Annotated in this window: 20 protein-coding genes; 10 read left to right on the forward strand and 10 right to left on the reverse strand. The window is 31.9% G+C overall.

What is annotated here, in order from left to right; translation table 11 throughout:
* The first annotated feature begins 35 nt into the window (after nt 1-35).
* Nucleotides 36-2,657, forward strand: coding sequence for a T9SS-dependent M36 family metallopeptidase (locus DNG35_RS05515; RefSeq protein WP_111126762.1), 2,622 nt, complete (start codon nt 36-38; stop codon nt 2,655-2,657).
* A 50-nt stretch (nt 2,658-2,707) separates the two neighbouring features.
* Here DNG35_RS05515 and DNG35_RS05520 read toward each other — a convergent pair whose 3' ends face one another.
* Nucleotides 2,708-4,477, reverse strand: a complete 1,770-nt coding sequence (locus tag DNG35_RS05520; RefSeq protein WP_111126763.1) for a 1-deoxy-D-xylulose-5-phosphate synthase — start codon at nt 4,475-4,477, stop codon at nt 2,708-2,710.
* A 40-nt stretch (nt 4,478-4,517) separates the two neighbouring features.
* On the opposite strand from DNG35_RS05520, the gene DNG35_RS05525 reads away from it, so the two are divergent.
* Nucleotides 4,518-4,964 carry a nucleoside deaminase gene (locus tag DNG35_RS05525; protein WP_111126764.1) on the forward strand — a complete coding sequence of 149 codons (447 nt, stop codon included), beginning with the start codon at nt 4,518-4,520 and terminating at the stop codon, nt 4,962-4,964.
* Between the two features lie 5 nt (nt 4,965-4,969).
* On the opposite strand, the gene DNG35_RS05530 is transcribed toward DNG35_RS05525, so the two are convergent.
* From DNG35_RS05530 to DNG35_RS05545, 4 genes are all read right to left on the reverse strand, one after another.
* Nucleotides 4,970-6,469: a fused MFS/spermidine synthase gene (locus DNG35_RS05530; RefSeq protein ID WP_111126765.1), complete on the reverse strand. Its 1,500-nt coding sequence runs from the start codon at nt 6,467-6,469 to the stop codon at nt 4,970-4,972.
* Between the two features lie 213 nt (nt 6,470-6,682).
* On the reverse strand, nt 6,683-7,147 hold the full coding sequence (locus DNG35_RS05535) for a hypothetical protein (RefSeq protein ID WP_111126766.1): 465 nt from the start codon (nt 7,145-7,147) through the stop codon (nt 6,683-6,685).
* 78 nt (nt 7,148-7,225) lie between these two features.
* Nucleotides 7,226-7,597 carry a hypothetical protein gene (locus DNG35_RS05540; RefSeq protein WP_146228834.1) on the reverse strand — a complete coding sequence of 124 codons (372 nt, stop codon included), beginning with the start codon at nt 7,595-7,597 and terminating at the stop codon, nt 7,226-7,228.
* Nucleotides 7,598-7,648: 51 nt separating this feature from the next.
* Nucleotides 7,649-8,590 carry a TerC family protein gene (locus tag DNG35_RS05545; protein ID WP_111126768.1) on the reverse strand — a complete coding sequence of 314 codons (942 nt, stop codon included), beginning with the start codon at nt 8,588-8,590 and terminating at the stop codon, nt 7,649-7,651.
* Between the two features lie 357 nt (nt 8,591-8,947).
* Between DNG35_RS05545 and DNG35_RS05550 the strand changes: the two genes are divergently transcribed.
* The 3 genes from DNG35_RS05550 (at nt 8,948) to DNG35_RS05560 (ending at nt 12,188) form a co-directional block, all read left to right on the forward strand.
* Complete coding sequence (locus tag DNG35_RS05550; protein WP_111126769.1) at nt 8,948-10,159, forward strand: site-specific integrase; 1,212 nt, start codon at nt 8,948-8,950, stop codon at nt 10,157-10,159.
* Nucleotides 10,160-10,315: 156 nt separating this feature from the next.
* Nucleotides 10,316-11,188, forward strand: a complete 873-nt coding sequence (locus DNG35_RS05555; protein ID WP_111126770.1) for an AAA family ATPase — start codon at nt 10,316-10,318, stop codon at nt 11,186-11,188.
* Nucleotides 11,160-12,188 carry a DUF3871 family protein gene (locus DNG35_RS05560; protein ID WP_111126771.1) on the forward strand — a complete coding sequence of 343 codons (1,029 nt, stop codon included), beginning with the start codon at nt 11,160-11,162 and terminating at the stop codon, nt 12,186-12,188. Before DNG35_RS05555 ends, DNG35_RS05560 begins: the two co-directional genes overlap by 29 nt.
* Nucleotides 12,189-12,222: 34 nt before the next feature.
* Here the strand turns inward: DNG35_RS05560 and DNG35_RS05565 are convergent, their stop codons facing one another.
* From DNG35_RS05565 to DNG35_RS05580, 4 genes are read right to left on the reverse strand one after another with little or no spacing between them, the layout of a single operon-like run.
* The gene (locus tag DNG35_RS05565) at nt 12,223-12,552 is read right to left on the reverse strand and encodes a YegP family protein (RefSeq protein ID WP_111126772.1); all 330 of its coding nucleotides are present in this window, start codon (nt 12,550-12,552) and stop codon (nt 12,223-12,225) included.
* A 5-nt stretch (nt 12,553-12,557) separates the two neighbouring features.
* Complete coding sequence (locus DNG35_RS05570; RefSeq protein ID WP_111126773.1) at nt 12,558-13,430, reverse strand: GTP pyrophosphokinase family protein; 873 nt, start codon at nt 13,428-13,430, stop codon at nt 12,558-12,560.
* Between the two features lie 12 nt (nt 13,431-13,442).
* Complete coding sequence (locus tag DNG35_RS05575; RefSeq protein ID WP_111126774.1) at nt 13,443-14,579, reverse strand: hypothetical protein; 1,137 nt, start codon at nt 14,577-14,579, stop codon at nt 13,443-13,445.
* A gap of 3 nt (nt 14,580-14,582) precedes the next feature.
* Nucleotides 14,583-15,521, reverse strand: coding sequence for a hypothetical protein (locus DNG35_RS05580; protein WP_111126775.1), 939 nt, complete (start codon nt 15,519-15,521; stop codon nt 14,583-14,585).
* Nucleotides 15,522-16,005: 484 nt separating this feature from the next.
* Between DNG35_RS05580 and DNG35_RS05585 the strand changes: the two genes are divergently transcribed.
* Nucleotides 16,006-16,377, forward strand: a complete 372-nt coding sequence (locus DNG35_RS05585) for a hypothetical protein (protein WP_111126776.1) — start codon at nt 16,006-16,008, stop codon at nt 16,375-16,377.
* 232 nt (nt 16,378-16,609) lie between these two features.
* Complete coding sequence (locus DNG35_RS05590; protein ID WP_111126777.1) at nt 16,610-17,044, forward strand: RadC family protein; 435 nt, start codon at nt 16,610-16,612, stop codon at nt 17,042-17,044.
* Nucleotides 17,045-17,287: 243 nt separating this feature from the next.
* Here DNG35_RS05590 and DNG35_RS05595 read toward each other — a convergent pair whose 3' ends face one another.
* Nucleotides 17,288-17,524: a helix-turn-helix domain-containing protein gene (locus DNG35_RS05595; protein ID WP_111126778.1), complete on the reverse strand. Its 237-nt coding sequence runs from the start codon at nt 17,522-17,524 to the stop codon at nt 17,288-17,290.
* A 93-nt stretch (nt 17,525-17,617) separates the two neighbouring features.
* Between DNG35_RS05595 and DNG35_RS05600 the strand changes: the two genes are divergently transcribed.
* The 3 genes from DNG35_RS05600 to DNG35_RS05615 all read left to right on the forward strand — a co-directional run bounded on the left by DNG35_RS05600 (nt 17,618) and on the right by DNG35_RS05615 (nt 19,502).
* Nucleotides 17,618-18,148 carry a hypothetical protein gene (locus DNG35_RS05600; RefSeq protein ID WP_111126779.1) on the forward strand — a complete coding sequence of 177 codons (531 nt, stop codon included), beginning with the start codon at nt 17,618-17,620 and terminating at the stop codon, nt 18,146-18,148.
* Between the two features lie 460 nt (nt 18,149-18,608).
* On the forward strand, nt 18,609-19,067 hold the full coding sequence (locus DNG35_RS05610; RefSeq protein ID WP_111126781.1) for a M48 family metallopeptidase: 459 nt from the start codon (nt 18,609-18,611) through the stop codon (nt 19,065-19,067).
* Between the two features lie 90 nt (nt 19,068-19,157).
* Nucleotides 19,158-19,502 carry a hypothetical protein gene (locus DNG35_RS05615; protein WP_146228835.1) on the forward strand — a complete coding sequence of 115 codons (345 nt, stop codon included), beginning with the start codon at nt 19,158-19,160 and terminating at the stop codon, nt 19,500-19,502.
* The last annotated feature ends 515 nt before the right edge of the window (nt 19,503-20,017 follow it).

Consider the following 20,017-nt stretch of genomic DNA (forward strand, 5'->3'; position numbering starts at 1 on the left):
AAAAATCACTATTTTGCAACTTCAAAAAAATTAAAATGAAACATTTTCCTTTAAAATGTCTACTTATTTTTTTCTTTTTTAGTGCATTTCAAGCTGTAGCACAAAAAGAAAGCCTACTTCCAATTATTAAAAATTATTTACAAGAAAATCATCCGGAATTTTCTTCTGATGATTTAAAAAATATTGAAATAGTTAATTATAATTATTCAAAAAGTACAGAAGCATTTCATGTCTATGTCAATCAAAAAATAGAACAAATACCTATTTTCAAAAGCCTTGGCAACTTTACTATCAAAAATAACCGTGTTGTTTTTTCGAACAATAATTTCTTTAAAGGGGTAGACTTAGCTTCGGTAACAACGCAACCCTTTTTAAATGCTAAAGAAGCTATTAGAAGTGCCGCAGAACAACTTCAGATCAATGTGAACGAATTAATATATAAAAGTCAAGAAGGAGATGTTCTAATTTTTGATAAAGGTAATTTTGCATCTAGAGATATCAAAGCTAAGTTAGTTTACTTTCCAACAGAAGAGAAAGTCGCCCTATCGTGGAATATTAATTATTTCAACAAAGACGATTCACATTGGTGGGATATTGTAATAGACGCACAAACAGGAAAAATCATTTTCCTTAATGATTGGATGCATACCTGCAATTTTGGTGAAGAAAAAAGTGAGCATGCTTCTTACCATAATAAAAATCAAACTGATTATTCTTTTGGATTTAAAAACCTAACTACAATTGTTGACAATGCGAGTTATAATGTATTTCCCTTACCATTAGAGTCTCCAGACGATGGAGCAAGACAACTAATTTCTAACCCTGCAAATATAGTTGCCTCTCCTTTTGGCTGGCATGATGAAGACGGAATAACAGATCATGATTATACAACAACACAAGGAAATAATGTTCATGCATTTGAAAATAGAGATGCTGAAGATTTTGGTTTTACATATATAGATGGTGGTTCAACACTTACTTTTGATTTCCCTTTTGACGCAAACCAGAACCCTATTGGCTATATCGATACTTCTGTAACCAATCTTTTTTATTGGAACAATATTATGCATGATGTATTATTTTTATATGGTTTTGATGAAGCTTCAGGTAATTTTCAAACAAAAAACTATACTGGTGTAAGCGGTAACCTTGACCATGTCTATGCCAGAGGGCAATATGCTGCAGATTATGGTCCATTTGATAATGCTTCTTTTGGAACTCCTCCAGACGGAGAAAACCCAAGTATGCAAATGTTTACTTGGTCTACAAATTCTGTATCGCACGTATTAGAGATTAATGATAATAGCTCTATCGATGGAAATTATAATGGTGAACAATCTTCATTTGGGCCTAATATTCCTACTACTGGCATTATTGCACAAATATCAATTGTAATAGATAACAATTCTAGTGGTTCATCTACAGATGCTTATGATGCATGTGATAACATAATTAATGGAAGTGTATTAAACGGAAAAATTGCCATTATAAGAAGAGGTGAATGCAATTTTACCAATAAAGTATATAAAGCCCAAGAAGAAGGCGCAGTTGCGGTTGTTATGGTTAACAATGTAAACGGAACTCCTTTTTCTATGCAAGGAAACCCTACAAACCCGATAACAATTCCATCGGTAATGATAAACAAAACTCAAGGTGAAAATATTATTAGTGCTTTAGAAAGTGGTGAAAACATTCAAGTTAAACTCGTAAACCCTGGACCTACTGTAAAAGACGGGTCGCTAGATGCGACGGTTATAGCTCACGAATATGGACACGGCTTGTCTACAAGGCTAGTTGGCGGTGCTTCTAATACTTCTTGTCTATTTTCTGATGAGCAAATGGGTGAAGGTTGGAGTGATTTCTTATCGCTTATCCTCACCATGAAAGCCAGTGATTTAGCAACAGATGCTAGAGGTATTGGCACCTATGCAAAAAACCAAGGTTTAAACGGAGTAGGAATTAGACCAGCTCCTTACTCTACTGATTTTTCTATTAACGGTTTTACTTATGATGACACTAATAACCCCAACCTTTCTATGCCACATGGTATTGGCTTTGTTTGGGCTACTATATTATGGGACCTAACCTGGAAGTATATTGATAAATATGGTTATGATCCAGATATTTATAATGGAAATGGAGGAAATAATAAAGTCTTACAATTAGTTATAGATGGATTGAAAATGACCCCATGTGACCCTGGTTTTGTAGATGGTAGAGACGCTCTTTTAGCGGCAGATATGGCTTCTACTGGAGGAGCAAACCAATGTATTATTTGGCAAGCATTTGCCAATAGAGGTGTTGGATACAACGCAAATCAAGGTAATGGTTCAAATCGATTTGATCAAGTAGAAAATTTTGATATGCCGCCAGCATCTGTTTTAAATTGTAGTGTGGGTACTTCTTCAACTATACAAGAAGAATTATTCCAAGTTTACCCTAACCCAGCAAAAGGTTTTGTGCAAATAAAAACAAATCAAGCACTAGGAAGTTCTTCTGTTGCTATTTTTGATATGAACGGAAGACAAGTGGTGAACACAACTTTACAACCTACTATGGTAAATACCATCGACATTTCTAAGTTGAATACAGGTGTTTATGTGATAAAAATCGCAAACGAAAATGGAAACCAAACTACTAAACTTATGGTAGAATAAAGTGTCCCTTTTTAAAAACAAAAAGCTCGGATAAACCGAGCTTTTTGTTTTTATAACAATTCTTTTAAAATAATTTTAATTTTTTCTTTAGAGATACCAACTAACTCTTTGAGTTCTTCAATACTTCCGTGGGAAACAAATTCGTCGGGTACTCCTAAGTTTTTGATGTTTCCTTCATATAGATGCTGAAGAGCAAATGTATTGAATTCGTCTGCAAAACCACCTTTTATACAACCGTCTTCCAGAGTAATAATCTTCGTATGTTCTTTGATGACTTCCTTCATTAACACAACATCCAAAGGCTTGACAAAACCTACATCTACTATGCTTATTTTGCCCTTTATTTCTAATTCTAAAATAGCGTTCTTGGCATCTTCAACACAATTCCCTACAGCAAGAATCGCAATTGTGCTTCCTCTTACAATATATTTTGATTTTCCGAGCTCTACTTTTTCAAAAGGTATTTGCCAACTTTTAATCCTTCCATAACCTCGCGGATATCGGATAGCAATGGGCTTATCGATTCCTAAAGAAGCGGTGTAAAGCAAATTTCTTAAATCGACCTCGTTACTTGGGCAAGCAATGATCATATTTGGAATACAACGTAAGTAAGCAATATCAAAAGTCCCGTGATGTGTCGAGCCGTCTTCACCAACCAAACCTGCTCTATCGACACAAAAAATCACAGGTAAATTCTGTAGTGCTACATCGTGAATGAGTTGGTCGTAGGCACGTTGTAAAAACGTAGAATAAATGGTACAGAAAACCGTAAATCCTTGGGTTGCCATCCCTGCGGAAAATGTAACGGCGTGCTGCTCGGCAATTCCAACGTCAAAAGCCCTTTCGGGAATTGCTTGCATCATATATTTAAGCGAACTTCCTGTTGGCATGGCGGGAGTAATCCCGATGATTTTATCATTTTTTTGTGCTAATTCGAGTAAAGTCAAACCAAAAACGTCTTGAAACTTGGTATATACTGATTTCTCTTTCTTAAGAAGTTCTCCAGTAAGTTTATCAAATTTTCCTGGTGCGTGGTAAGTGACTTGATCTTTTTCGGCTTGTTTTAAACCTTTTCCTTTTTTGGTAACCACGTGTAAAAACTTAGGTCCCTCGACTTGCTCTAAATTTGCAAAAGCCTTAAAAAGTGCTTCAAAATCATGCCCGTCTATTGGTCCGGAATAATGAAAATTTAAAGACTCAAAAATATTATCTTGGTGGAGCTTTTTTCCTACAGAAGATTTCAGCAAATACTCTTTTAACGCGCCCACACTTGGGTCTATACCAATCGCATTATCGTTGAGGATGACCAATAAATTGGCTTTGGTTACGCCCGCATGATTCAAACCTTCAAAAGCCATTCCGCTGGCAATAGAAGCATCTCCAATCACCGCAATATGATTTCGTTTCAGCTTTCCTTGGAGTTGGGAAGCAATCGCCATTCCTAGGGCCGCAGAAATAGAAGTTGAGCTATGCCCAACCCCAAAAGTATCGTATTCGCTCTCATCTCTTTTGGGAAATCCGCTAATCCCGCTGAGCTTCCTATTGGTGTGAAAATTGGCTCTTCTCCCCGTTAAAATTTTATGACCATAGCCTTGATGACCAACATCCCAAACCAATAAATCTTCGGGAGTATGATAATAATAATGCAAAGCTATTGTGAGCTCAACTACACCCAAACTCGCTCCTAGATGACCTTCTTTAGTCGCTACAATATCGATAATAAAATTGCGTAACTCTTTAGCCAATTGCGGCAGTTGTTCACGAGAGAGTTTTCGCAAATCTTTTGGCGAGTTAATCAGGTTTAATAACAGAGTTTGCATATCTTGCAAAGGTAAAACTACATTTTTATATAAGCTAATGATGTTACAGCCTTTTGATGATGAATATTTTATGAAAAAAGCCTTAATCGAAGCCGAAAATGCTTTTGAAAGAGGTGAGATTCCCGTAGGTTGTGTAATTGTAAGTAAGAATAAAATTATTGCCAAAGGCCATAACCTTACCGAGGTTTTACAAGATGTCACGGCTCATGCCGAAATGCAAGCTATTACTGCTGCGGCAAATTACCTTGGCGGAAAGTACCTCATCGACTGTACGATGTATGTTACGTTAGAACCATGCCAAATGTGCGCTGGTGCTTTGTACTGGAGCCAAATAAATCGATTGGTTTTCGCTGCTGCAGATTTAAAACGTGGTTATCGAACGATGGGAACCAATTTACACCCCAAAACCGAAGTAACAAAAGGTATTTTAGAAACAGAAGCTGAAGTTTTGTTAAAAAAGTTTTTCTTGGATTTGAGGAAGAATTAAAAGATTCAATTCCTACTTTTTTCTCTGGTATTCATATAATGCGATTTTAACAATAAATCTGTTTTGTTTTTATCATCGGTAAGTAATGGCGTCTCTAAAGAAGTATCAAAATCTGACAAGAAAATTTCATAATCAGTAATTGGGCCTTCGCTAAGCAACATATCACCAGCAACAAAAATATTATTCTTATCTAGCTCTCTTTTAGTTGCTACAAATGTGACATCACCATAATTATATTTATTCGAATGAACTGGGTTGAACATAGAGATAGTAAACCCAGCTTCAGACAAAGTCTTATGTACCGATGGAGCAAATCTATTTTTAGAAAAATCATTTATACCGCCGTGTTCCATAATTAGGGTACCTTTTTCCGAAAGCAAATTGTAAAGTCTTTCAAAACTTTCTAAAGAAATGAGTTGTTCTGCCACATTTTCACCAACAATGACATCTAATAAAATAATGTCATATTTCTTATTTGTTGTATTAATAAAATACCGTCCGTCTGTGATATGACTTTTTTCAGGATGAGGTTCCATATCAAAGTATTTTACACCATAATCGTAAATGCGCTGATCGATTTCTACTGTTTCTACATCAATTCCATATAATTTCATATCTGAATAGACATTACCTGCTCCCAAACCAATTATCAACGCCGTTTTTTTTTGTGGTAACTGCCCCACCAAGTTTCTTATAAAATTTACATAATAGACTAAACTCGCTTTTGGATACCTCGAAGCTGCCTGACTTTGCATTACGCCATTCACCTTTAGCATTAAACCTTTAAAAAAATTTCCTTCTGGACTTTTCATTTTTTGTTCTGTAATGGCAAGTTCTCCTAATATACCTTCTGAATATTCAATTAGACGTTCATTTATTTGGGTTGAAGGCGAATAGTTTTGGTAGTTTTGAAAAGCATTCCAAACTTGTGAAAGGAGTATTATTGATAAAATGATTCCAACGGGTTTAATGATCTTATCATTCAATAAGAAGAGAAGTGAAAGAAAAGCAACCAAACTTCCCAATATAATTACAGGTAGGGAAATACCGTAATTTGGTATGATTACAAACCCAAAAACTAATGTAAATAATATACCGCCAAAGGTAGAGATGGCATAAATGTTACCAGCCGATTTTCCTGCTTGTTTTGGCGATTTGTTAATTTGGTATATAATCATCGGGCTCATCATTCCCATTAAAAAAATGGGCGGAAAGAGAAAGATAAGTTGTGATATGATAATACCAGTAAAAAAGGAAAGTTGTATAGCTTCTCCCATCACAGCTCTTCCTAAAGAAGGTAAAAATAAAACCAACAAACCACTTAGTAAGAAAACTAAAAATATCGCTTTTTTTGAAGATAGTTTTTCTTTTGTAGTAGCATAGCCCCCAAAATAATAACCACACATTAAAGCCAATAAAGTAATAGATAAAGTAGATGCCCAACTATATAAAGAAGATCCGAAAAAAGGAGCTAAAATTCTAGCTCCGGCTAATTCGGTGACCATTACGACACCACCTTCTATAAAGGAAATGACATAGAGATAGTTTAATTTATATGTTTTTGTATGTTTTTGTATGTTTTTGTATGCTTTTGTTCATCTTAAAATTTAAATAATGTGTTTGGTTAATTTTTTAATAGAACAATTTAAACATAAAAACTCCTACCCTTTATTTTCAACAAAAACTAAAAAGCCTTACATTTCCGTAAGGCTTTTTTGTTATTTTAAACAAGTGTAAATGATCTGATGCCATTTTTTTACCGAGGCTAATTCTCCGTTTAGATGAGTGTTGACATTCATATCATAAAACACCCAATGAATTGGCGTTTGTTTTTTGTCTTTCGGGAAAAAGCTTAGCCCCAATTGCTCAATCACCTCTTTTTTTGATGTTTTTTGATGAATAAGTTGGCAATGGTCTATCTGTGAAAGCTCTATTTTCTCTTGTTTACTATCTTCTTCTGTTTTTTGGTAGAAAAATAAACTGTTCTTAGTTTTATCTATACCAATAGCATAATTTCCGCAAACTTCTTGTTCGCTTAGTTCTGCTTGACCTTGTGTTACCATACTTTGTAGATTTTGTAACATTTGTTGTTCTTTCTTTTTTCTGCTTATCATCATAAGCATAAACGGAGCAATACATATCAAAACCATGATGACCCCAATAAGGATACTTCCTAAATCCATTTTTTAAAATTTTAAGTTATTGAAATTGTTTCGGTTGGGCTTAACTTAGCTCAACCCAGATAAAATGTCACCAACAACTTACCAGAAGTAATGAAAAGGATAAATAAGGTCTTTTTTGCGCGACTCAATTAAGAAGTTATGAGTCTTTTGTCGATATTGCTTATCGATCGCTGCAAGTAAAATTTCCTTGTTATAAAAAGATAAAATATTTCCGTTAAACGGGATTTTATAATCTGCTGTTTCTGAAGTTTTATGTTCACCAGAAGTATAGCTTTCTGTGGTATGTGCAAATAAGGATACAGAACCAGTGTTAAAATATGCTTTTTGCTCACTATTTTCGTTATAAACGCCATGAGAAACACGATATAGGTTTTGCGTAGCTAGGCCAATCGCAAAAGCATATAAGCTAATAAGCAGTGAAGCGTAAAGTAGATTGAAAAACTTTTTCACGGAACAAAAATACAAGTTCATGACATCCCTCGTATTTATTTAAATAAATATTTAACCTTCTTCTTTTGCTCTATTTAACGAAACCAATATTCCTCCTAGTAGAGCTATCAAAATAAAACCTAAAGAGAGCCATTCTGGAAACTTATAATGATGAACAAGAATCAGTTTTATCCCCACAAATATTAAGATGGCGACCAAACTGTACTTTAAATAGCTGAATTTATTGAGCATGTTGGCCAAGAAAAAGTACATCGAACGCAAGCCTAAAATGGCAAAAATATTAGAACTAAACACCAAAAACGGATCGGAAGTAATGGCTAAAATAGCAGGAACACTATCGAGTGCAAAAAGAATATCGGTAAACTCGATCACAACCAATGCAATAAATAAGGGTGTTGCTGCTTTAATATGGCGTAACTGCACAAAAAACTTTTGTCCCTCGATATGAGAAGTTATAGGAATCACCTTCCTGAGGTTTCTATAAACAAAAGATTTTTTAGGGTTAAATTTTTCTTCCTTCGAAAAGAGCATTTTTAAAGCAGTAAATATTAAAAATGCACCAAATATATAGGTTGTAAAACTAAACTTTTTGATGAGCACAATCCCGAAGAAGATCATGAGTGCCCTAAAAACGATCGCACCCAAAATTCCCCAAAACAAAACACGGTGTTGGTATTTTTGCGGGATATGAAAAGAACTAAAAATAACAGCGATTACAAAGATATTGTCGATGCTTAAAGAAAGTTCTATCAAATAACCCGTAATGTATTTCATAACGGCTTCTGTAGGCTGTAGGTTATCGACATTGTCTATTTTACCTGTGCTGTATAACCAATAGACGACCCCAGAAAATAAAAAGGAAAGTCCTACCCAAATGCTTGTCCAAACAGAAGCTTCTTTTACACTAATGACGTGTGGGTTTCGATTGAAAACCCCTAAATCAAGCGCCAAGAAAATTAAAATACATAAAATAAATACTCCCCAAACAAGCATAAAAATTCAACTATTTTATAGAACTCGACAAAATTATAAAAAGTTGATTGCATATAAATTTTATGAGTGATAAAAGAGTGTTAAGAGTGAGAGGAAATAAGCTCTTTAGTATTATTCAATTATAAAACAAAAAAGCCTTACATTTCTGTAAGGCTTTTTGCTCCTCAGACTGGGCTCGAACCAGTGACCCTCTGATTAACAGTCAGAGAAAACAATTTTATATATGTTTTCATTTGTTTTCTTAAGTTTTGATAATCAAATTTTTATGTTGTTATAGCTAAATTATTTTTTCCTTTTATTTCTTATTTTACATAAATTTGTTGTACCTATGTTGTACCCAAGTCAAATACTCACAGAATGGCATCAATCAAAATTATTCAAAGATCAAAACCCTTAACTGATGGCTCCTACCCTATATTTTTAAGGGCAACTAAAGATAGAAAATCTAAATTTATTTCCTTAAACCTTTCTTCAGAGCTCTCACAATGGAATACAGCCAAGTCCGAATTTAGAAAAAACTACCCAAATTATCAACAATTTAATTCTACTCTAACAGATATTAAAACTCGAGCTGAAAAAATTTTTACTGATGCCCTAGCTGAAGGTGATGATATTTCATTAAACGAATTTTATGATAGGTTTTTTGAATACAAGCTTGATAAGAAACTTACTTTTTTAGAGGCTTTTCAGGAATATATTAATGAATTGCAATCCTCTAATAGAATTGGAAATGCTAGATATTTTAACGACTCTAAGAGAAGTTTTAGTAAATTTTTGAATGGATCTGATATGTCATTTAAAGAAGTTACGCCTAAACTTTTAAAAAAATATGAGGTCTGGTTAAGAGGAAATGGAAATTCTGATAGTGGTATAGCTGCTAAAATGAGAGCGATTCGAGCTGTATTTAATGATGGAATCAAAAAGAACTATACCAAGCAGGACAGTTACCCTTTTTCTGTTTATAAAATATCTAAATTTAAAAAGACCAATAATAAAAGGGCAATACCTTCGGAAGCAGTAAAAAAAATTGTCAATTTAGATATTGACAAATATCCCCATTTAGTTAATAGTAGAAACTATTTTGTGTTTAGTTATTATACACGTGGTATGAATTTTTATGATATGATGATGCTGAAGTGGAGTAATATCAAAGATGATAAAATCCATTATGTAAGGAAAAAAACCAAGACGGCTTTTACCATTCAAATTTTAGAGCCAGTTCAGGAAATATTGGATTATTATAAATTACATAACAATTTGACTTCATATATTTTCCCCATACTTCTTAATGAAGATATGACTCCCAACCAAATTGAAAATAGAAAAGCAAAAACCCTTCGTCGATACAACAAACAACTAAAGGAGATTGCCAAATTATGCGGAATAAATGAGCAATTGACAAGTTATGTAGCTAGACATAGTTTTGCTACAAACCTCAAGCAAAAAGGAGTTTCCACGGATATTATCTCGGAAGCAATGGGCCATCAGAATTTAGCCATTACACAAACCTATTTGAAGGAATTAGAAAATTCAGTTATAGATGAAGCAATGAAAGAACTTTTAAACTAGAAAGTGACAAAGTGACCTTTTATTACGAAACTAATTTTTTCAGTTTTGTCATCACTTAAATTCAATACACTTAAATCATTTACCAGCACCTTATTCTAACCGGATAAGGTGTTTTCATTTTATATAATCAATTATTCATTTTAAAACTTAAAAATTATGCAATTAAGACAATCAGAACGTAAAAAAGCCAAGATTAAACTAGCTCTTCAAGGAAGTGCAGGTTCAGGCAAAACTTACAGTAGTTTGCTTTTAGCTCAAGGACTTACCAATAAGGATTTGACTAAAGTAGCTATTGTAGACACAGAGAATGGTTCAGCAGACTTATACGCCCATATAGGCAACTATAATGTGCTGACATTGGAACCTCCATATACACCAGAAAAGTATATTCAAGCTATTGAGAATTGTCTCACAGCGGGAATGGAAGTTATCATTTTGGATAGTATTTCCCATTGCTGGGATGAACTCTTGGATTTCCATTCTAAACTCGCTGGGAATTCATTTGCGAATTGGAGCAAGGTGACGCCTCGTCTCAATGCTTTTATCAATAAAATACTTCAGGCAGAAGCTCATATCATTGCCACTATGAGGACTAAACAAGATTATGTACTTCAACAAAAGGATGGAAAGTACGTTCCTGAAAAAGTTGGATTAAAGAGTGTTATGCGTGATGGAACAGATTATGAATTCACTTTGGTATTTGATATTGATATTAAGCATTTTGCAACTTCGTCAAAAGATAGAACTGGCTTGTTTATGGGTAAACCAGAATTTATCATCAATTCTGCTACAGGAAAGAAAATTCTTGATTGGTGTAATTCAGGAACAAACCTAGAAGAGGCTAGAACTAATATCAAAAATTGTAATGATATAGAAAAGCTCAGACAGCTTTATATCCATTATAAGGATTGGCGTGAATTATTGGAGTATGACTTTAAACAGCAAAAGGATAAAATCCTTTCTAAAGACACATTGTTAAACCCTAAAAATTTCAGTAAAAATGGAAGCACAACTCATACCAGTTCGTAGAAATAAACCTTCTGAAAATTCTACTACCATAATAGAGAATAAGTCAGTTGCAGATAGGAGTAACATCAGTAATCCAAAATATGAAAGAAAACCATTTATAGAGGCTAACACATCTGAGGTTAGCCTTTCTCATTTAAAGTCAGATTGTATCATTCCCGTTTTCAGTAAGGATAATGAGCGTACAATTGCCCATACTGAGTTTATTGAAATAGCTCAAGAATGTGCAAATAAGGTTTTTCCTCATCATCATTTTACTACTCCAGAAATAAGGGTATCACACCAAATAAAGGGTAGGGTTCCATCTGCTATACATAAAACTGCAAAGGAACTTCTAGACCACGAAAAGACTATTTATTACGAGAGAATGGCTTTTATGGTTCAAATACCTAGTATTACAGAAACTATTAATGGAAATGAAGTTGCTTTGACTTTTGGAGGTGTAAGAGCTTATAACCAAGAAAACCTTTATTCCAGAAAAACCTTTGAAAAATTCAAGTTTTTTATTGGCTTTCAAAATTTGGTATGCTGTAATATGTGTGTGTCAAGTGATGGGTTTGCTGGTGAGTTAAAAGTAGATGGTTATGAGACCTTAAGGTTAAAAATGAACCAAATACTCAAAAGTTATCACCCTGAAAACCATATTCAGTCTATGCAGTATTTATCTGAATACTTTCTTTCGGAACACCAATTTGCTCAATTAATTGGCAGGGCTAGGTTATATAATTATTTGTCTAAAAAAGAAAAGAAACATATACCAGAATTACAGCTTAATGATGGACAGATTTCAACGGTAGCTAGGGATTATTACCAAGATGAATCATTTTGTAGAAATGATAATGGTGATATTAACCTTTGGAGTGTGTATAATCTATTCACACAAGCAAATAAAAGCAGTTATATTGACACATTTCTAGAGAGAAATGTCAATGCTTTTGATTTCTCAAATAGTCTTGTGAAGGCTCTCAATGGTAGTGAAAATTATCATTGGTTTTTGAGTTGAAGGATGCCCAACCTGTAATTGGGTTGGGCTATTTTTAAGTTAAATCTTCTACTTCTGCTTTTGGCGCATTTGATTTTACAGACTCAATACCATTATCTCTTCCTGAAGTACTTTCATACATTTCACTAGTTCCAATAATTTGACCATTAGCAGCTTTTAGGTTGAAATAATATTTACCATTTGAAGATTCTTTTTTATCATATCTAGAATCTTCTTGAGAGTTTTTTCTAACAGATTCAATACCATTCTCACAAGCAGATTTTGTTGAATAGCCTTCACTAGTTAAAATAATCTGACCATTGTTCGCTTTCAGGTTAAACTGAAATTCTCCGTTAGTTCTTTTTTTAATTACAAATTTTCCCATATTAATTATCTTTTAATTATTTTAAATAAAAATTCTTTCAAATTTTCAATATTTTTACCTTCAAAAAACTTATACTTTTTCTGAAGAATATCATTTAGAAGTCTTACCTGTTGGATGTCAAAATCTTTTTCTATTTTTCTATTTAATAACTTAAAATCTTTTTCTGACATTTTTTTGACTATATCTGGAAAGTACTTTAATAATACTCTCCTTAAGGTAAAAGGGTTCAAATCTAATATCAATAAATCATTATAGTTGATCTTTTCTATTGTTTCAACATAACTCGTAACTTTCTCTTTAAGCCCTTGAATTTTTTCATCTACAATTTCCAATACAGCGGATAATCTATATAAATCCCTACTTATATCTTTTGGTATATTTTCCTCTCCTTTATAAAACAAGCTATGTGACGTCTCAGCCCAAATATGTTCTGATAAAGTTCTTACTTGAGCTTCAAAAACTTTTTCTTTATGAATCTGCAACTGAGGGATATTCCAATCTTCAGATAATTTCAAAATCAAATGAGTTGATGAGTAAGAAAACCTATCAACTCCTATATCAAATTCTTTTTCTTTTATACAATTGAAAGTTGACTTTAGTAAGTTAATAATTTTAGATTTGCTTTCTTGAAATAATACTACAATTCTAATTCCAACAAGATCATTAAGCTCTGTAATAGAAGATTTTATTCTGTATCTTCCACTTTCATTTTTTTCAAAAATTGAATCTAATTCTTTTACTCTATTTGAAATAGGAAAAGCTAATTTAATATTTTCTTTTTCAATTAAATATTCGCAAGTTCTAACAACCTCTTTTAGATAACTAGAATATTCATATTTGACTTCTTCATATTCTCCTTTCAATTCCAATAAATCCATTTTAGAGTATTGTTATTTTTTTAATGAATTATAATGATGTGTTTTGGTTTCATCAATGACTTCAAAAATAGATTTTTCTATTTTTGTTTTTTTTGCATATGCTCTATAATTTCTATCAACTGTTATTTTTCCAATGAAGAATTGAAATTCTGCTAATTCTCTTTCTACAATTCTAAAATCAGGAAAAGCATACTCAAGCTCACATATTCCTTCACCTTCAGAATGCAAAAACTTATATTGAACAGTTACTGCTATAAGCCAAATAGCCTCTCTATATTTTTGTTTAGATAAGAGTATATGTTTTCGTAGTGACTTACCCTTTAGATTAAGGTTCTCAATATCTTTTAAAAACTCTTTACCATCATCTGGAATTTCTTTATCTGGGTCTGGTGAAACATTTATATCAACTATTTTTTTGAATTTTAGAAAACCAATATCATCCATAAATTTCATAAAAAACAAAAATCTGTTCGAGTTCCAGAAGTGATCAAACATTATCCTTTCGTAAGTTTCCTGCTTTTTAACAGCTCCTATTTCTTTAAAATGGTTTTCCAGTTTAGATTCTAAAGTGTTTACAATATCTTGTGTCCCCTTTGAAGTGTATGTCTTTGTAGTATGGAGATGAAGGTTTCCATCTTCCTTTAACTCAATTACAATACTTCCTTTATACTCTTTTTTTCTGTTATGAATTGTTGCAATATCAGAACTTTCTTCAATTTTAAAATTAAGTTTGACTTTGTCTACCCTGTCATCAACTGGCACAAAAGCAGGAACTCCAATTAATTCAAAACCAGGGTCATATTTATACTTTTCACTTATGAGCTTATGCAAATCTATTTTAGGTAAACTTGTTAAAATATTCTTGCTCCCTTGCCATGGAATTTGTGTGGTCCGATACTTGAGCTTTTCAACTTTAAATTTTTGTAAATCTCTTACTTCTTCATACTCCTTTGGGCTTAAGAGACTCCTCATTAACGGTGGAATTGTATCTTCTTTGGAATATTTTGGGAGAAAAATACCTTTTGATTTTACCACAGATTTTAAATTGCTTTCACTTAGTTCAGTCTTTACCAAAATTGTTCTAAGTATTTCCCCATGTGGCAGATGAAACTCAAACTTATTTTTCTCATTATTTTCTAGCTGTTCCATAACTTATATATTTCTGAAGTCTGAATATTGCCCAGATATTTTTATTTGATTTGTAAATTCTTGATCATCGAAATAAGATTTTACTTTAGAGATTATATCTTGATGGTCTTGTGAATTATAATTAGGAAATGTAATTGTAATTTTTTTTGTAGCTTGAAGTTTATCAAAATTCTTTGCTAAGCTAATTATTTGTACTAATGTTTCTTCAGAAAATCCTTCACCACACGCTAGATGGAAAATTGTCTCTCCATCCTTTGTATATCTAAAAGGCAAAACGCCATATGCAAAAAACTCCATTGGCATTTGTAAGCCAAAATTCTCATTAGAATCAGCTTTAAAATTCAATCCAGTAGAAGGGTAAACGAATTGGTAATTATTTCCACTTAATAATTTAATTCTTTCCAAACTATTAACTATAAATTGCAGTCTTGCATTATCTACTATAATAATTTCATCAAATGGAATTTGTAGAGATTCAAGTTGAGATTTTGACAATTCTTCTAGCAAATCTTGATTTTTTGATTCCTCATTGTTAGAAAGCCAAAAGAGTACTCCTATCACTCGGGTTTTCTTTACCCTTTTTGCAATGCTTTGAACCTCGCTTAATATTGTTGAGTATTTAAAACATTCTAACCCTGTTGCTAAGTCAATAAAATGTTTTTTAAATGTACTTCGAGGGTATTTTGGATAAGGGTTTCCTGAGTGTTTGACTGAAATAAAACCTATCTCTAGTACATTTTCATCTAGTGGAGTTCTGTAATGTACTAGCCCGTCTATACCATGTGTGGGTGATTTATTATTTCTTAACTCCGCATGCTCAGATTGGTTGTGGCAAGATATACTTAAATTTTCTCTATAATCTGGATACCCAATATATTCTTTGAATAAAGCTTCTATAATGGCTTCCCCATTCTTTCCAATTTTATTTGAAAGTTCTCCCATACTATCAATTTAATTCTCTAAAGTTCTGAATTTTATTTTATTATTAGCTTATTTTAAAAAAAAATATAAAATTTTTGAGAGTGTATCATACCATCAAAAGTACCCCCACCTTTTTTTAAATTGGGAAATACCCCACCCCTTTTTATACAGGAATTTTTTTTTTCAAGGCATATATAAAAAAGTAAATTTATAAGAAACTTTCTTCTGAGTCCAATTTATGCATTTCTTATTTTCTTGATTTTATAAACATATTAAAGTTTTAAAAATGTTATTGAGATAACTCTACTGTCTTAACTTAAACTTTCTACTCCTTTTTCTCCCCCTCACTCTCCCGCACTAATTACCCCTACTTATTCTTGGCAGGAAATGACTTCTTGCTGTCTATTGTTTTATTATAGTCTGTGATGTTTCAAGGTGATAGCTGAATCTGATTTTAGGACTAGGTAGATAAATAGGCATTTATACAACTCAAAATTTATTACCAATGGTACGTATTATTAACTACAAACAAAGACAAGCTGAAGATGGCAGGGAATTCTTTGTCCTTGAAGTTGCAGGTGGTATTGAAATGGTTCAGAGCAAGGAATCGGGACAATTTTATGCTACTTCCAAAAAAGCAAACATCCCATCTACATTTGATGAAGAAACCTGTAAGGCACTTATAGGAACAGAGCTCCCAGGGCATATTTTTAAACAGGAAGTAGAACCTTATCCTTACATAGTGAAAGAAACTGGTGAGGAGATTATTCTCTCGCATAAGTGGATATATGAGCCAGAAGAACCTAAGAGAGCAATCCAAGAAACAAAATTCAGTAAAAATGGTTCTCTCGAAGAACTGATGGAACAAGCTGTGTAATACTTATTATAAATGTCCATTAGCCGTATATATAATATATATAAATACGGGAAGTGGACATTTTTTTAATCAAAGTGCTAAAGTGACAATTTATCTAGAAACTTATATTTTAAATGTTCTTGCCAATATAGTTTTAACCCATTCTTACCCTAGGTTGAATTATATAAACATTATCAGAATAAAGAGTTTTGTAATTAAACGTCACTCTAGCACTTTCCAATTTTTTTTAAAAATGAAAGTAGCTGAAATAAGTGTTTCCTATTCTAATGGAAATAAAGACAAAGCAAAAATAACCCAAAGTAGAGATGCATTTCAATTAGCACTGGAGCATTGGAATAAAGATACTATTGAACTTCAGGAGGAAGTAAAAGTGCTATTGTTAAATAGAGCTAATGTTGTCATTGGAATATTTGATGTTTCGAAGGGTGGAATTAGTTCTTGTATTATAGACATAAAGCTTATTTTGAGTGTAGCTCTAAAGAGTATAGCTAGTGCCATTATTATAATGCACAACCATCCTAGTGGGAATTTAAAACCTAGTCAACAGGATGTAGATATGACCAGAAAGCTGAGTTCAGCTTGTAATACTGTAGAGTTAAAATTATTAGACCATCTTATAATAACTAAAGAAGACTACTATAGCCTAGCTGATAATGGACTGGTGTGATATAAATAGATTAATACTCTATTATGGTAGTAGTTTTTTAAAATTTGAATAGATACGAACCAGTGCAAAAAAGCTATAATTTGAGTATTCCTATAAATTTAGGAAATTCATAGATATTTTATTATAGCGAAAAGTTTACTATTTTAATCTAATACTATATAGGATATTTTTTATGTTTATAAGAGGCTTTCCAATTATTTGATTTAGAGAAACATCAGATAATATTTGATAAATAGCCAAATTTTAATCTTCAGGGATTTCAATTTTCATTATATCCTCCAGCTTAACATCTAGAGCTTGAGCAATTCTATATAAGGTAAAAATAGTTGGATTGGTTCTTCCAGATTCAATTCTAGATACATTTGTAGTGTCAAAATCACCTTCAATTTTCGCAGCTAAATCTAATTGAGTTAAGTTCTTTTCTTCTCTTAATTCTAATATTCTTTTACCAATAATTCGAAGTAATTCAGACTTATCCATACTTGACATTTTTGACAAGTCAAGAAATGGGTTATATTTGTTTAACTAGATGCCATATATGGCAATATTTTAATTTCTAACGAATGTTTAATTATGATTTGGGCAATAATAATTTTAGTGATTGTAGTACTTTTTATATACAATGGATACAAGGGAAATAAGGACATAAAAAATGTAGAAAGGTATGGTGGACTTGAATTTAAGTATGGTGTCTTGATTCAAAAGATTATGTCAAATGAAAAGCTTAAGCTAAGAAAAATAAACTCAAATAATTTAGAAATTGGATATAGTTTCGCTGGAGGTGGATATGTTATGTTTAAATTGATTGAAATGTCTGGTCATTTAACAGTAAGATATGAATCAAAAGATATGGTAGATGGAGTTCAAAAACTGGCTTGGAAGTTCAGAGAGTTTGATAATCAAGTTGATATGTTTGATATCATTACAAAGGATTTGACCATTCATAATCTAAAGTTAGGAGGTCTTTCTGAGCAAGAGGCAAGCAGAGTTTATCAGGATATGGTTGAAGAAGATGCAACTTCAGATAAAAATTCTAAAGAAGTAAATAAACAGACTTATGTGAAAAAACACAATTTAGATGATTTGGATGATTTACCTTGGTAATTCTTTGATAAGACAATGTTATTCATAGATTCAATCCCATATAAGCTAGGCTCTACCTTTGAGGCTATAAGTATAGATTTACAATTAGTAAAACACTTTACTGAAAATTTAAGTTTATACCGCAGTTATAGATCCTCAGAAATATACTTGTTCGGGAAAATGTTTGAGTCAGTTTGTTATTTATGGTTCCATAATAACACATTAGATATAGTGGATTATGTGTTTCACAAAAGCCATTATGTATTTATTAAAGACTCTATTAATGAAGAGTTACCTTTAGAATATAACCTGAGACAAGACCCAAATATTAATGAAGTGCGTCCGTACACATATTTCAATAAAACAGCAATTAGTCTGGTGGAATTAAAAAGGGAATACTTCAAATTACAGGTATCCAGTATTCCAAGTATGCCCTTAATCAAAACAGACTAGATTTATTAATTTAAAACAATTTCAAAAAATGGGAATAATAATAACAGTAGTTTTTTCAGCAATCATTCTTTTTCTTGGCTATAGGATTATAAACACACTTAATGTGAGAGTTTATAAAAATAATATTGATTGGAAAATCTCTAATGATACAGCTAATCGAGAGGAAACTCTTGCAATACTAAATTACGCTACGAATAAAAAGATTGATTTGGACAAGGGCAAAAAATATATCAATTATGCTGAGCAAAAATTTCCTGATGACAAGGAAGTATTGCTAATTATTGGAAAGTATTATCTAGAATTGGAACAACCTAAGTTAGCCTATGAATATATAGAAAAAGCAAACAGAGTTTATCCAAATCAAGCAGATGTACTTTGCAATATGGGTTTATACTATTACAGGATAGGAGAGCTTAAAAACGCTCAAGAATTTAAGGATAAAGCCATCGAGATAGACAATGATTATACTAATTTTAAATTTAATTAATTTATGAAGCTCATATCATTTACAATATTTTTATTTATTTGTTCACTTTCTTTTTCTCAGTCAATTAGTGCTACTAAAATCATTTCCTTTTTGGGAAGTCAAGATTGTGAAGAAATATCACAAGAACTTGAGTTTTTAGGTTTTGAATATGATGGAGAAAATAAAATATCTGAAGCTTTTATTGCTCAAACATATTTTATAAATACTACCTATGGATTAGAAACATTCAACTTTGCTAAAAATGATGAGTTATTTGCAATTGTTTATAATATAGCAAACAATGACTTTTTAGAAATTATTAAAAGTAAATTAGTTACAAATGAATTCTCATTCGCATACTCCTTTAAGGATGTAAAATTTTATGAAAACAATAAAATGAGGATTGGTATAAATGAAAAATCAAACATTCTATCATTTTTTGTAGCATTAAAATAATTAATTAAAAAACCAACACTTTACCACCTATTATTAGGTGGTTTTTTTATGTCTAGAAGGTATGACTTTAAATGATTTACCCTTTGAATTAGGGATGCAATATGAGAACTGGGAGTTTGACCTAGAACCTATCAAATCTACTCTATACTTTGATAAGTACAGATATATTAAGAATGATATTAAAGAAATTTCAGGTTTAAATGTAAAATCTATCAACTTATATTTTAAGCTAGATATTTTGTTTAAAATTGAAATTGATTGTTTTAAAGCAGCTCATTCAAATAATCTCACGGTTTTTATAGTTGACACTCCAAGTATTTAATAAATAATTTTTTAACACACAATTAACTTTTTTAACATATTTTTTATTATTATTGCCTGTAAACATAAATTATTCGCAGTTAATCGATAATTAACTAACCTTTAAATCATGAAAAGACTCCTTTTGTTGGGTGTAATGACCATCATTACATCATTATCCATCTATGCACAAACTTACCCTGGTGGTGTTACGG

This window comes from Mesonia sp. K7, assembly GCF_003233725.1.
GTDB lineage: Bacteria > Bacteroidota > Bacteroidia > Flavobacteriales > Flavobacteriaceae > Mesonia.

Coding starts and splice junctions, on each gene's coding strand:
- DNG35_RS05515 (WP_111126762.1), top strand. CDS start 36: ATGAAACATTTTCCTTTAAAATGTCTACTTATTTTTTTCTTTTTTAGT.
- DNG35_RS05520 (WP_111126763.1), bottom strand. CDS start 4,477: ATGCAAACTCTGTTATTAAACCTGATTAACTCGCCAAAAGATTTGCGA.
- DNG35_RS05525 (WP_111126764.1), top strand. CDS start 4,518: ATGTTACAGCCTTTTGATGATGAATATTTTATGAAAAAAGCCTTAATC.
- DNG35_RS05530 (WP_111126765.1), bottom strand. CDS start 6,469: ATGGTCACCGAATTAGCCGGAGCTAGAATTTTAGCTCCTTTTTTCGGA.
- DNG35_RS05535 (WP_111126766.1), bottom strand. CDS start 7,147: ATGGATTTAGGAAGTATCCTTATTGGGGTCATCATGGTTTTGATATGT.
- DNG35_RS05545 (WP_111126768.1), bottom strand. CDS start 8,590: ATGCTTGTTTGGGGAGTATTTATTTTATGTATTTTAATTTTCTTGGCG.
- DNG35_RS05550 (WP_111126769.1), top strand. CDS start 8,948: ATGGCATCAATCAAAATTATTCAAAGATCAAAACCCTTAACTGATGGC.
- DNG35_RS05555 (WP_111126770.1), top strand. CDS start 10,316: ATGCAATTAAGACAATCAGAACGTAAAAAAGCCAAGATTAAACTAGCT.
- DNG35_RS05560 (WP_111126771.1), top strand. CDS start 11,160: ATGGAAGCACAACTCATACCAGTTCGTAGAAATAAACCTTCTGAAAAT.
- DNG35_RS05565 (WP_111126772.1), bottom strand. CDS start 12,552: ATGGGAAAATTTGTAATTAAAAAAAGAACTAACGGAGAATTTCAGTTT.
- DNG35_RS05570 (WP_111126773.1), bottom strand. CDS start 13,430: ATGGATTTATTGGAATTGAAAGGAGAATATGAAGAAGTCAAATATGAA.
- DNG35_RS05575 (WP_111126774.1), bottom strand. CDS start 14,579: ATGGAACAGCTAGAAAATAATGAGAAAAATAAGTTTGAGTTTCATCTG.
- DNG35_RS05580 (WP_111126775.1), bottom strand. CDS start 15,521: ATGGGAGAACTTTCAAATAAAATTGGAAAGAATGGGGAAGCCATTATA.
- DNG35_RS05585 (WP_111126776.1), top strand. CDS start 16,006: ATGGTACGTATTATTAACTACAAACAAAGACAAGCTGAAGATGGCAGG.
- DNG35_RS05590 (WP_111126777.1), top strand. CDS start 16,610: ATGAAAGTAGCTGAAATAAGTGTTTCCTATTCTAATGGAAATAAAGAC.
- DNG35_RS05595 (WP_111126778.1), bottom strand. CDS start 17,524: ATGGATAAGTCTGAATTACTTCGAATTATTGGTAAAAGAATATTAGAA.
- DNG35_RS05600 (WP_111126779.1), top strand. CDS start 17,618: ATGATTTGGGCAATAATAATTTTAGTGATTGTAGTACTTTTTATATAC.
- DNG35_RS05610 (WP_111126781.1), top strand. CDS start 18,609: ATGGGAATAATAATAACAGTAGTTTTTTCAGCAATCATTCTTTTTCTT.